The following is a 13,160-nucleotide window of genomic DNA, read 5'->3' as shown; positions in this document are numbered from 1 at the left end:
TCTGCGCCGGCCCCAGTGAACTCGCCTAGTAGGGCGGGGTGATGGGTGGCTGGTCGTTGTTTGAGAACTGCACAGTGGACGCGAGCATCTGTGGCCAAGTTTTTAAGGGCGCACGGTGGATGCCTTGGCACCAGGAACCGATGAAGGACGTGGGAGGCCGCGATAGGCCCCGGGGAGCTGTCAACCGAGCTTTGATCCGGGGGTGTCCGAATGGGGAAACCCGGCAGTCGTCATGGGCTGTCACCCGCTGCTGAACACATAGGCAGTGTGGAGGGAACGCGGGGAAGTGAAACATCTCAGTACCCGCAGGAAGAGAAAACAACCGTGATTCCGGGAGTAGTGGCGAGCGAAACTGGATGAGGCCAAACCGTATGCGTGTGAGACCCGGCAGGGGTTGCGTATACGGGGTTGTGGGATCTCTCTTTCATGGTCTGCCGGCCATGAGACGAGTCAGAAACCGTTGATGTAGGCGAAGGACATGCGAAAGGTCCGGCGTAGAGGGTAAGACCCCCGTAGTCGAAACGTCAGCGGCTCGTTTGAGAGACACCCAAGTAGCACGGGGCCCGAGAAATCCCGTGTGAATCTGGCGGGACCACCCGCTAAGCCTAAATATTCCCTGGTGACCGATAGCGGATAGTACCGTGAGGGAATGGTGAAAAGTACCCCGGGAGGGGAGTGAAATAGTACCTGAAACCGTGTGCCTACAAGCCGTGGGAGCGTCGGATGGGAGCTTGCTTCCATCTCGTGACTGCGTGCCTTTTGAAGAATGAGCCTGCGAGTTTGCGGTGTGTTGCGAGGTTAACCCGTGTGGGGAAGCCGTAGCGAAAGCGAGTCCGAATAGGGCGTCTGAGTAGCACGCTCAAGACCCGAAGCGGAGTGATCTAGCCATGGGCAGGTTGAAGCGGAGGTAAGACTTCGTGGAGGACCGAACCCACCAGGGTTGAAAACCTGGGGGATGACCTGTGGTTAGGGGTGAAAGGCCAATCAAACTCCGTGATAGCTGGTTCTCCCCGAAATGCATTTAGGTGCAGCGTCGTGTGTTTCTTGCCGGAGGTAGAGCACTGGATAGGCGATGGGCCCTACCGGGTTACTGACCTTAGCCAAACTCCGAATGCCGGTAAGTGAGAGCGCGGCAGTGAGACTGTGGGGGATAAGCTCCATGGTCGAGAGGGAAACAGCCCAGAGCATCGACTAAGGCCCCTAAGCGTACGCTAAGTGGGAAAGGATGTGGAGTCGCAGAGACAACCAGGAGGTTGGCTTAGAAGCAGCCACCCTTGAAAGAGTGCGTAATAGCTCACTGGTCTAGTGATTCCGCGCCGACAATGTAGCGGGGCTCAAGCGTACCGCCGAAGTCGTGTCATTGCGATATATACCCCCAACGGGGATCGTGATGGGTAGGGGAGCGTCGTCTGCCGGGTGAAGCAGCCGCGTAAGCGAGTTGTGGACGGTTGACGAGTGAGAATGCAGGCATGAGTAGCGATTCACACGTGAGAAACGTGTGCGCCGATTGACTAAGGGTTCCTGGGTCAAGCTGATCTGCCCAGGGTAAGTCGGGACCTAAGGCGAGGCCGACAGGCGTAGTCGATGGATAACCGGTTGATATTCCGGTACCCGCTGTGAAGCGTCAAACATCGAGCATCGTGATGCTAAGGCCGTGAAGCCGCCGGTGATCCCTTCGGGGTGAGTCGGAGTGGTGGAGCCGCTGAACCAAGCGGTTAGTAGGTGAGTGATGGGGTGACGCAGGAAGGTAGTCCATCCCGGGCGGTGGTTGTCCCGGGGTAAGGGTGTAGGCCGGTGTGTAGGTAAATCCGCACACCTTGTGGCTGAGACCTGATGCCGAGCCGATTGTGGTGAAGTGGATGATCCTATGCTGTCGAGAAAAGCCTCTAGCGAGTTTCATGGCGGCCCGTACCCTAAACCGACTCAGGTGGTCAGGTAGAGAATACCGAGGCGTTCGGGTGAACTATGGTTAAGGAACTCGGCAAAATGCCCCCGTAACTTCGGGAGAAGGGGGGCCACATCCGGTGACGGCACTTGCTGCCAGAGCTGGGGGTGGCCGCAGAGACCAGCGAGAAGCGACTGTTTACTAAAAACACAGGTCCGTGCGAAGCCGTAAGGCGATGTATACGGACTGACGCCTGCCCGGTGCTGGAACGTTAAGGGGACCGGTTAGCTCTGATTCGTCAGGGCGAAGCTGAGAACTTAAGCGCCAGTAAACGGCGGTGGTAACTATAACCATCCTAAGGTAGCGAAATTCCTTGTCGGGTAAGTTCCGACCTGCACGAATGGCGTAACGACTTCTCGACTGTCTCAACCATAGGCCCGGTGAAATTGCACTACGAGTAAAGATGCTCGTTTCGCGCAGCAGGACGGAAAGACCCCGGGACCTTTACTACAGTTTGATATTGGTGTTCGGTTCGGCTTGTGTAGGATAGCTGGGAGACTGTGAAGCGCTAACGCCAGTTAGTGCGGAGTCGTCGTTGAAATACCAGTCTGGTCGTGCTGGATGTCTAACCTGGGTCCGTGATCCGGATCAGGGACAGTGTCTGATGGGTAGTTTAACTGGGGCGGTTGCCTCCTAAAGGGTAACGGAGGCGCCCAAAGGTTCCCTCAGCCTGGTTGGCAATCAGGTGTTGAGTGTAAGTGCACAAGGGAGCTTGACTGTGAGACCGACGGGTCGAGCAGGGACGAAAGTCGGGACTAGTGATCCGGCGGTGGCTTGTGGAAGCGCCGTCGCTCAACGGATAAAAGGTACCCCGGGGATAACAGGCTGATCTTCCCCAAGAGTCCATATCGACGGGATGGTTTGGCACCTCGATGTCGGCTCGTCGCATCCTGGGGCTGGAGTCGGTCCCAAGGGTTGGGCTGTTCGCCCATTAAAGCGGTACGCGAGCTGGGTTTAGAACGTCGTGAGACAGTTCGGTCCCTATCCGCTGTGCGCGTAGGAGTCTTGAGAAGGGCTGTCCCTAGTACGAGAGGACCGGGACGGACGAACCTCTGGTGTGCCAGTTGTTCTGCCAAGGGCATGGCTGGTTGGCTACGTTCGGGAGGGATAACCGCTGAAAGCATCTAAGCGGGAAGCCTGCTTCGAGATGAGGACTCCCACCCACTTGATGGGGTAAGGCTCCCAGTAGACGACTGGGTTGATAGGCCGGATATGGAAGCACGGTAACGTGTGGAGTTGACCGGTACTAATAGGCCGAGGGCTTGTCCTCAGTTGCTCGCGTCCACTGTGTTGGTTCTGAAACCACGAACAGCCCCGTCATTTTTGGCGGTGTGGCGTTCACAGTTTCATAGTGTTTCGGTGGTTATAGCGTAGGGGAAACGCCCGGTTACATTCCGAACCCGGAAGCTAAGCCTTACAGCGCCGATGGTACTGCAGGGGGGACCCTGTGGGAGAGTAGGACGCCGCCGAACAATTATTGACAGGGTTGGACCTGGAACTTCGGTTCCGGGTCCAACCCTTTTTTGTTGTCCGTTACTTGAAGTTCACGTTGCGCAACCAGCATCCACAGCATGGGTACTGCTGCAATGCTCAGGGCCGCCGGTGTCGGACTCGGTGACGAGGTCGTCGTGCCGGCCTTCGGGAACGTCGAAGTCGCCGAGGCCGTCGCCACGTCCGGGGCGCTGCCGGTGTTCGCCGACATAGACCCCGTCACCTACTGCCTTGATCCCGCTGCCGTGGAAGCGGCCATAACTCCGCGAACCGCGGCCGTGGTTGTCGTGCACCGCTTCGGGCGGCTCGCCGACATCGCGCGGCTGCACGGGGTGGGACAGCGGCACGGCCTGCTCGTGCTGGAGCAGGGCGAGTCCGAGGCGCCGTACGACGAGATAGCCCAGCGCCGGGAGCGGGCCGCCTATCTGGATGCGAAACTGCGGGGTGTGTGGACCCCGGATGATGGTGACGGGCACACCTACCAGCAGTACGTCGTGCGGGTCCCGGGCAACGGGCGACCCGACCGGGACGCCTTTGCACGGGCCGTGCGGGCCAGGGGAGTCGAGGCCCGGGTGCCGGTGAAGACGCCGGTGCATCGCCTGCCCGAATTCCGTCGCTGTGTGTCCCTCCCGGAAACGGAACGAGCCTCCGACGAGACGCTCGCACTGCCGGTGGACGCCAGTCTGACCAAGCGGGACATGCAGCGGATCGTGTCCGCCTGCAATGCCCTCGGAGGACTTCTCCAGCCCGCCTTCTGACGTGGTTGGGAGCACAGGTCTGTTCGGGGTATGATCTATTCCGTTGCCGCGCGGGAAATCCCGCAGAGCGACAGGCCCCTATAGCTCAGTCGGCAGAGCGTCTCCATGGTAAGGAGAAGGTCAACGGTTCGATTCCGTTTGGGGGCTCCAGCAAAAAAGGCCCCACCCCTTGCGGGTGGGGCCTTTTCCATGCCCTAGTCCTTGTGGAGACCCGGGACGCGCATCGCCAGGATCGCCATGTCGTCCGACGGGGCGTCCGACGCGAAACGCTCCACCGCGCGCATGATGCGGGCCGCGACCGCGCCGGCCGTGAGACCCGTGCACGTCGTGAGGACGTCCGCGAGGCCGTCGTCGCCCAGCATGCGGGGGCCCTCACGGCGTTCCGTGACGCCGTCCGTGACGCACAGCAGGACGTCGCCCGGGTCGAGCGTGACCGTCTGCTCGTACAGCTCCAGGTCCTCGATGACGCCGAGGAGCGGCTGAGGTTCGGCGGCCGGTTCGACCGTGCCGTCCTGGCGCAGGCGCAGCGGGAGCGGGTGGCCGGCACAGACGACCTTCAGCTCGGCGCTGCCGTCCTCCTGTGGGCGCATCTCGCCGTAGAGGAGGGTGAGGAAGCGGCTGCGGGCGCCTTCGTCGAGGATGGCGGAGTTGAGGCGTTCCAGGACTGTCGGGCCGCTGAGGCCCTCGCGGGCCAGGAGGCGCAGGGCGTGGCGGGCGAGGCCCGTCACCGCTGCCGCGTTCGGGCCCGTGCCGCACACGTCGCCGATGGCGAAGCCGTAAGCGCCGTCGCGGATGGGGAAGACGTCGTAGAAGTCGCCACCGACCTCGTTGCCCTCGCCGGCCGCGCGGTAGATGACCTCGACCTCGACGCCCTCGATGTCGGGGAGTTCCGGGGGCAGGAGGCTGCGCTGGAGGGACTGGCTGATCGCCGTGCGTTCCGAATAGAGGCGGGCGTTGTCCAAGGCCAGGGCCGCCCTGCGGGACAGGTCCTCGGCCAGTTCCAGGATCTCCTGGCGGAAGTGCTCGTCGGTCGGCTTGCCCAGGGTCAGCATGCCGATGACGCGGTTGCGGGCGACCAGGGGGAGGACGACCGTCTCGCCGCCGACGGCGCCGGCCGTGGCGAGCGTCGGGCCGATGCCGGGCGTGACCTGGTGGGTCGGGCCGCCGCTGAGGCCCAGGCTGCGCATGGAACTGCGTAGGGCCGCCTGGTGGGCGACCTCGGCGGGGGCCGTCCAGACGCGGGCGCCGGGCGTCGGCACCGGGTCCGGCGGCGGAACCTTCGACAGCAGGGACTTGATGCCGTCGATGAGCTCCTCGTCCTCGTGCAGCACGTACGAGAGGTACGGCTCTGAGGCCTGGTCGGCGATCGTGTAGACGGCGCACCATGTGGCGAGGGTCGGGACGGTCATCTGGGCCATCAGGGCCAGGGTCTGGTCGCGGTCGAGGGTCCCGGCCAGCAGGTCGGAGGCCTCGACCAGGAAGCTCAGGGAGCCGCGGCGCAGGCGTTCCAGTTCGCCCAGGCGGGCCGACTCGACGGCGAGGGCGATGCGGTCGGCGGCGAACTGCAGACGCAGCGCCTCCTCGTTCGAGTATCTGCCCGGAGCCTCGGCGGCGACGCCGAGGGAGCCGGTGAGGCGGCCCTCGACCTTCAGCGGGACCGTGACGACCGAGCGCATGCCCGTGCCGTTCAGCAGGGGCACCGCGCCGGAGACCGCCGTCAGGTCGTCATGGACGGCGGGCATGCGGGCCGAGCCGTAGCGGCCCGGGCCCGCCTCGACGGGGACCCGGGCGAAGCGCTGGCGGGCCGAGGGCAGGCCCGTGGAGGCGCGGACCTCCAGTTCCGTCTCGTCGTCCGTCGCGAGCAGGAGGAACGCCGAGTCGCCGTCGAGCATGTCGCGGGCGCGTTCGACCGTGCGCTGGAGGAGGCCGTCGAGGTCGTCCGGGGCGGGGGAGCCGATGAACACCTCGAAGGGGTCGGTGCTCTGGCCCTCGGAGCCGGTCGAGGTGTCCGAGGCGGGGACGCGCAGGGGTGTTTGAAGAACGGCCCGTTCGTGGTCGCGGACCAGGAGGCACACGGTTGACGGTTCGCCGCCGGTGTCGCGGACCCGCAGGTGGGAGGCGTAGACCGGGGTGACGCGGCCGTTGGCGGCGCGGATGCCGTAGCTGCCCTCCCAGCGGGAGAGGCGGAGCGCCTCCGCGATGCCGGTGCTGGTGCCCGGGGTGTGCGGCCAGGCCGCGAGGTCGGTCAGGGGCTTGCCGGTGACCTGCTCGGCCGGGTAGCCGAAGAGTTCCTCGGCGTCCTCGTTCCAGGCCGTGATGTGGCCGCTGCGGTCGATCTGGATGACGGCCACGCGGACCCGGCCGTCGGCGAGGGGCAGGAGGTCGGCGGGGAGGGCCGGGCCGGCCGCGCGGGTGCCCACCACGCGCGCGGGGAGGTCGAGTTGGAACCAGACCGTCTTGTGGGTGGGTGTGTACTCGACGCCCCAGCGGCCGGCGAGGGCCGCGCAGAGCTGGAGGCCGCGGCCGCCCTCGCGGTCGGGGCTGCCCATGTTGACGGCCGCGCCCTGCAGCGGGATCTCCCGCTCGGGGTAGCGGTCGGCCACCTCGATGCGCACACCCTCGTCGCTGCGCAGGCACAGCACGTCCGCGGAGGTGCCTGCGTGGACCACCGCGTTGGTCACCAGTTCGCTGGTGAGAACGACGGCGTCGTCGACGATGTCCGCGAACCCCCAGCCCTGGAGGGTGTCGCGGACGAAGGAGCGGGCGCTCGCGACCGATCGCCCGACGGGCTCGAAACTGGCGGCCGCGCGCGCGGTGATCACAGAACTCCTCGACCGGTTCTCGACGTGCTGGGCTGCGGGGCCGACCGGCTCGCGCCGCTGATGCGGCAGGCCGCCCGTCGGCCGGGGGTCCGGGGGCTGTCCCCCCGGGATCAGTCCGGTGGTCATGTGTGCGGCCGCCCCTCCGATGCCCGCTCGTCTTCGTGCCACCGCCCAGGCCGGACGGACCGGCGCGGCTGGACAGCCGGATGCAAGGTTACTTACCTTCGCGGTCCATGCGGATGCCGGTCTGCAGTGTTTCCGTCCGGAGGGTGTGCGGACGATGTGCGAAGCTGCCGAACTGTTATGGCCTGGTTCGGCCAGGGTGAAACACTGGGCAAGCTTCTTGTGAAGGTCCGGGCCGGCTGAGTGCCGGAGGCGTGCGGCGGGCAGCAGCCCCCTGGAACCGGCCTGGTATGCAGGGCAGAGAATACGCAGTAGTAACTGGTACGCCGAGCGGTACCGCGAGCACAGAGTGACGGTCGACCCCTGCGGGAGGGACACAGTGGAGTCTGGCGCAGCGACGCGTGGCACGAAGACGCGCGCGAAAGGCGGACAGTCCCCGAGGAACCAGGGCAAAGTGCGCAACGGCACCACTGAGGTGGACACGGCAGCCCTGAACCGGCTGATGGCGGCCCTGGTGTCCATGCGGGACGGGAACTTCCGCAAGCGGCTCACGGTGTCCGGCGACGGCGTGATGGCCGAGATCGCGGCGGTCTTCAATGAGGTGGCCGACCGGAACCTGCACCTGACGGGCGAGCTGTCCCGGGTGCGGCGGATGGTCGGCCGTGAGGGCAAGCTGACCGAGCGGCTGGAGACGGGTGCCTGCGAGGGCTCCTGGGCGACCGCGATCGACAACTCGAACGCCCTGGTGGACGACCTGGTGCGGCCGGTCTCCGAGGTCGGCCGGGTGCTGTCGGCGGTCGCGGAGGGTGATCTGTCGCCGCGGATGGAGCTGCGGACGCAGGTGTCGGACGGGAACAGCCAGCCGCTGCGCGGCGAGTTCCTGAAGGTCGGGCGGACCGTCAACAACCTGGTCGACCAGCTGTCGACGTTCACCGACGAGGTCACGCGCGTGGCCAGTGAGGTGGGCACCGAGGGCAAGCTGGGCGGGCAGGCCCGGGTGCGCGGTATGTCGGGTTCGTGGCGGGATCTGACGGACTCCGTCAACACGATGGCGTACCGGCTGACGGCCCAGGTGAGGGACATCGCGCTGGTGACGACGGCGGTCGCCAAGGGTGATCTGTCCCGGAAGGTCACCGTGCAGGTGGCCGGCGAGATGCTGGAGCTGAAGAACACCGTCAACACGATGGTGGACCAGCTGTCGGCGTTCTCCTCCGAGGTGACCCGAGTCGCCCGTGAGGTGGGCACCGAGGGCGCGCTGGGCGGTCAGGCGCAGGTGCCCGGCGTCGACGGTGTGTGGAAGGAACTGACCGATTCGGTGAACACCATGGCCGGGAACCTCACGGCCCAGGTGCGCGGGATCGCCGAGGTGACGACCGCGGTCGCCAACGGCGACCTGTCCCGGAAGGTGACCGTCCCGGCGCGCGGCGAGGTCGCGCAGCTCGCCGACACGATCAACCAGATGACCGAGACGCTGCGGATCTTCGCGGACGAGGTCACCCGGGTGGCCAACGAGGTCGGTGCCGAGGGGCGGCTCGGCGGCCAGGCGAACGTGCCGGGTGCGGCGGGTACGTGGAAGGACCTCACCGATTCGGTGAACACCGTCTTCCGGAACCTGACCACTCAGGTGCGGGACATCGCCGCCGTGACGACGGCCGTGGCCAACGGCGACCTGTCGCAGAAGGTCACCGTGGACGTGGCCGGCGAGATGCTGGAGCTGAAGAACACCGTCAACACGATGGTCGACCAGCTGTCCGCCTTCGGTGCCGAAGTGACACGTGTGGCTCGCGAGATCGGTGTCGAAGGTGAGCTGGGCGGTCAGGCGCAGGTGCCGGGCGCGGCGGGGACGTGGAAGGACCTGACGGACTCCGTCAACACGGCGTTCCGGAACCTCACCGGTCAGGTGCGGAACATCGCCCAGGTGACGACGGCGGTGGCCAACGGCGACCTGTCGCAGAAGGTCACGGTCGACGTCTCCGGCGAGATGCTCAAGCTGAAGAACACCGTGAACACGATGGTGGACCAGCTGTCGAGCTTCGCCGACCAGGTGACCCGGATGGCCCGGGACGTGGGTACGGAGGGCCGCCTCGGCGGTCAGGCCCGGGTCGACGGCGTGTCGGGCACCTGGAAGGAACTCACCGACTCCGTCAACTCGATGGCCGGCAACCTCACCTCCCAGGTGCGCAACATCGCCCAGGTGACGACGGCCGTGGCCCGGGGTGACCTGTCGCAGAAGATCGACGTCGACGCGCGCGGCGAGATCTTGGAGCTGAAGAACACCATCAACACGATGGTCGACCAGCTCTCCGCGTTCGCGGACCAGGTGACCCGGGTGGCCCGTGAGGTGGGTACGGACGGGCGGCTGGGCGGTCAGGCGCAGGTGCCCGGCGTCGCCGGTGTGTGGCGGGACCTGACGGATTCCGTGAACGGCATGGCCGGGAACCTCACAGCGCAGGTGCGCAACATCGCCCAGGTGGCGACCGCGGTGGCCCGGGGTGACCTGTCCCAGAAGATCACCGTGGACGCGCGCGGGGAGATCCTGGAGCTGAAGAACACCCTGAACACGATGGTGGACCAGCTGTCGTCGTTCGCCCAGGAGGTCACGCGTGTGGCCCGTGAGGTGGGTACGGAGGGCATCCTGGGCGGCCAGGCCGAGGTGCAGGGCGTCTCCGGCACCTGGAAGGACCTCACCCAGTCCGTGAACGGCATGGCCAACAACCTGACCATCCAGGTGCGCAACATCGCCGAGGTCACGACCGCGGTCGCCCGGGGTGATCTGTCGAAGAAGATCACGGTCGACGCCAAGGGCGAGATCCTGGAGCTGGTCACGACCGTCAACACGATGGTCGACCAGCTGTCCTCGTTCGCCGAGCAGGTGACCCGGGTGGCCCGTGAGGTGGGCACCGAGGGCATCCTGGGCGGGCAGGCGCACGTGCCGGGTGTCACGGGCATCTGGAAGGACCTGAGCGACAACGTCAACCTGATGGCCAAGAACCTCACCACTCAGGTGCGGAACATCTCCCAGGTCTCGGCGGCGGTCGCCAACGGTGACCTGACGCGGCAGGTCACCATCGAGGCGCGCGGCGAGGTCGCGCAGCTCGCCGACACGATCAACACGATGGTGAAGACGCTGAGTTCGTTCGCCGAGCAGGTCACCAAGGTGGCCCGTGAGGTGGGCACGGACGGCATCCTCGGCGGGCAGGCGCACGTACCCGGTGTGGCCGGTACGTGGAAGGACCTGACCGAGTCCGTGAACCAGATGGCGTCCAACCTGACCGGCCAGGTGCGCAACATCGCCATGGTGACCACGGCCATCGCCAAGGGTGACCTGACGAAGAAGATCGACATCGACGCCCGCGGCGAGATCCTTGAGCTGAAGACGACCATCAACACGATGGTGGACCAGCTGTCGTCGTTCGCCGAGGAGGTCACCCGCGTGGCCCGGGAGGTGGGCACGGAAGGACAGCTCGGCGGTCAGGCCCGTGTGCGTGACGTCGACGGCACCTGGCGGGACCTGACGGAGTCCGTGAACGAGATGGCCGGGAACCTGACCCGGCAGGTGCGTGCCATCGCGCGCGTGGCGACCGCGGTGACCCGGGGCGATCTGAACCTGAAGATCGACGTGGACGCGTCCGGGGAGATCCAGGAGCTCCAGGACTACATCAACAAGATGATCGCCAACCTGCGCGACACCACGATCGCCAACAAGGAGCAGGACTGGCTCAAGGGCAACCTCGCCCGCATCTCGGCGCTGATGCAGGGCCGCCGCGACCTGGAGGACGTGGCCTCGCTGATCATGAGCGAGCTGACGCCGGTGGTCTCCGCCCAGCACGGCGCGTTCTTCCTGGCGATGCCGCTCGTCGACGGCGAGGACATGAACGCCGCGGACGAGGACCAGTACGAGCTGCGCATGCTGGGCTCGTACGGGTACTCGATGGGTTCCATGCCGACGTCGTTCCAGCCCGGTGAGGCGCTGATCGGGACGGCCGCCACGGAGAAGCGCACGATCCTCGTGGAGAACGCGCCCAGCGGCTACCTGAAGATCTCGTCGGGGCTCGGCGAGGCGCCGCCCGCGCAGGTGATCGTGCTGCCGGTGCTGTTCGAGGGGAAGGTGCTCGGGGTCATCGAGCTGGCGTCCTTCACGCCGTTCACGCAGATCCAGAAGGATTTCCTCAACCAGATCGCCGAGATGATCGCGACGAGCGTCAACACCATCTCCGTCAACACCAAGACCGAGCTGCTGCTCGCGCAGTCGCAGGAGCTGACCGAACAACTGCGCGAGCGCTCCGCGGAGTTGGAGCAGCGGCAGAAGGCCCTCCAGGCGTCCAACGCCGAACTGGAGGAGAAGGCCGAGCTGCTGGCCCAGCAGAACCGCGACATCGAGGTGAAGAACACCGAGATCGAGGAGGCGCGGCAGGTCCTGGAGGAGCGCGCCGAACAGCTCGCGGTCTCCATGCGCTACAAGAGCGAGTTCCTGGCGAACATGTCGCACGAGCTGCGCACGCCGCTGAACTCGCTGCTGATCCTCGCCAAGCTGCTCGCCGACAACGCCGAGGGGAACCTCTCCCCGAAGCAGGTGGAGTTCGCCGAGACGATCCACGGGGCCGGTTCCGACCTGCTCCAGCTCATCAACGACATCCTCGACCTGTCGAAGGTCGAGGCGGGCAAGATGGACGTCTCCCCGACGCGGATCGCACTCGTCCAGCTCGTGGACTACGTGGAGGCCACCTTCCGGCCGCTGACCGCGGAGAAGGGCCTGGACCTGTCCGTGCGGGTGTCGCCGGAGCTGCCCGCCACGCTGCACACCGACGAGCAGCGGCTGCTGCAGGTGCTGCGCAACCTGCTGTCCAACGCGGTGAAGTTCACCGACTCCGGGTCGGTGGAGCTGGTCATCAGGCCGGCGCGGGACGACGTGCCGCAGAAGATCCGGGAGCAGCTGCTGGAGACCGGGTCGCTGACGGACCCGGACGCCGAGCTGATCGCGTTCTCCGTGACCGACACGGGGATCGGCATCGCGTCCAGCAAGATGCGGGTGATCTTCGAGGCGTTCAAGCAGGCCGACGGCACGACCAGCCGCAAGTACGGCGGCACGGGCCTCGGGCTGTCCATCTCGCGGGAGATCGCGCAGCTGCTCGGCGGTGAGATCTACGCCCAGAGCGAGCCGGGCCGTGGCTCGACGTTCACGCTCTACCTGCCGCTGCACCCCAGTGAGCTGCCGCCGCAGGGCTACCAGCAGCAGCTGCCCGCCCTGGAGGCCGGTGACCTGGTGGCGTCGACGTCCGAGCTGTCGGAAGTCGAGGTCGAGACGCCGGCCGAGGTGAAGTCGTACCGCGAGACGCAGAACGGGCCGGCCGCCCTGTTCCGGCGGCGGCGCAGGATGCCCGAGCTGGAGGCGCGCCCGGCGCAGCCGGAGCAGTGGGCGCCGGCGGAGCAGGAGGCGGCGCCGAAGCCGCACCGCGGCATCCGGTTCGGCGGCCAGAAGGTCCTGATCGTCGACGACGACATCCGCAACGTCTTCGCGCTGACCAGCGTCCTGGAACAGCACGGGCTCTCCGTGCTGTACGCGGAGAACGGCCGTGAGGGCATCGAGGTGCTGGAGCAGCACGACGACGTGGCCGTCGTCCTGATGGACATCATGATGCCCGAGATGGACGGGTACGCGACGACCACGGCGATCCGCAGGATGCCGCAGTTCGCCGGGCTGCCGATCATCGCGCTCACGGCGAAGGCGATGAAGGGCGACCGCGAGAAGGCGATCGAGTCGGGCGCCTCCGACTACGTCACCAAGCCGGTCGACCCCGATCACCTCCTGGCGGTGATGGATCAGTGGATGCGAGGGGAATGAGGGGGACGTTGGACTCTTACGCAACCGTGCCGGGAAGGTTCGGTGTTCACACGCAGTTGCCGACTCGGTGTGCGCATAGTCGTGTAGAAGTACGAGATCTGGGGAACCTTCTGGTCTCCTGCTGCGTTTCTGCTACGTGCACAGTGACATCGCGGTGACAGGGTGTGGCGACGGGCAGG

3 protein-coding genes, 1 tRNA gene and 2 rRNA genes are annotated in these 13,160 nt (G+C 66.1%); 5 read left to right on the top strand and 1 reads right to left on the bottom strand.

Annotation, left to right across the window (positions count from 1 at the left end):
* Positions 1-92: 92 nt before the first annotated feature.
* The 4 genes from ACSUPV_RS10670 to ACSUPV_RS10655 all read left to right on the top strand — a co-directional run bounded on the left by ACSUPV_RS10670 (position 93) and on the right by ACSUPV_RS10655 (position 4,344).
* Positions 93-3,215, top strand: a 23S ribosomal RNA gene (locus tag ACSUPV_RS10670).
* Between the two features lie 85 nt (positions 3,216-3,300).
* A 5S ribosomal RNA gene (gene rrf / locus ACSUPV_RS10665) occupies positions 3,301-3,417 on the top strand.
* A 114-nt stretch (positions 3,418-3,531) separates the two neighbouring features.
* Positions 3,532-4,194: a DegT/DnrJ/EryC1/StrS family aminotransferase gene (locus ACSUPV_RS10660; RefSeq protein WP_037761473.1), complete on the top strand. Its 663-nt coding sequence runs from the start codon at positions 3,532-3,534 to the stop codon at positions 4,192-4,194.
* Between the two features lie 74 nt (positions 4,195-4,268).
* Positions 4,269-4,344 (top strand) — tRNA-Thr (locus ACSUPV_RS10655).
* A gap of 44 nt (positions 4,345-4,388) precedes the next feature.
* Here ACSUPV_RS10655 and ACSUPV_RS10650 read toward each other — a convergent pair.
* Positions 4,389-7,142 (bottom strand): SpoIIE family protein phosphatase, encoded by a 2,754-nt coding sequence (locus ACSUPV_RS10650; protein WP_037761476.1) that lies wholly within the window; start codon positions 7,140-7,142, stop codon positions 4,389-4,391.
* A gap of 376 nt (positions 7,143-7,518) precedes the next feature.
* Here ACSUPV_RS10650 and ACSUPV_RS10645 point away from each other — a divergent pair, with 376 nt between their 5' ends.
* Complete coding sequence (locus ACSUPV_RS10645; protein ID WP_078650794.1) at positions 7,519-12,981, top strand: HAMP domain-containing protein; 5,463 nt, start codon at positions 7,519-7,521, stop codon at positions 12,979-12,981.
* Positions 12,982-13,160: the final 179 nt, after the last annotated feature.

Source organism: Streptomyces sp. SudanB52_2052 (assembly GCF_964272415.1).
GTDB classification, from domain to species: domain Bacteria; phylum Actinomycetota; class Actinomycetes; order Streptomycetales; family Streptomycetaceae; genus Streptomyces; species Streptomyces olindensis.
The sequence above is the reverse complement of the archived record's forward strand: the minus strand, read 5'-3'. Positions and strand labels throughout refer to the sequence as shown.

What these genes read in the sequence shown, in the direction of transcription:
- ACSUPV_RS10660 (WP_037761473.1), top strand. Translation starts at nt 3,532, where the DNA reads ATGCTCAGGGCCGCCGGTGTCGGACTCGGTGACGAGGTCGTCGTGCCG.
- ACSUPV_RS10650 (WP_037761476.1), bottom strand. Translation starts at nt 7,142, where the DNA reads ATGACCACCGGACTGATCCCGGGGGGACAGCCCCCGGACCCCCGGCCG.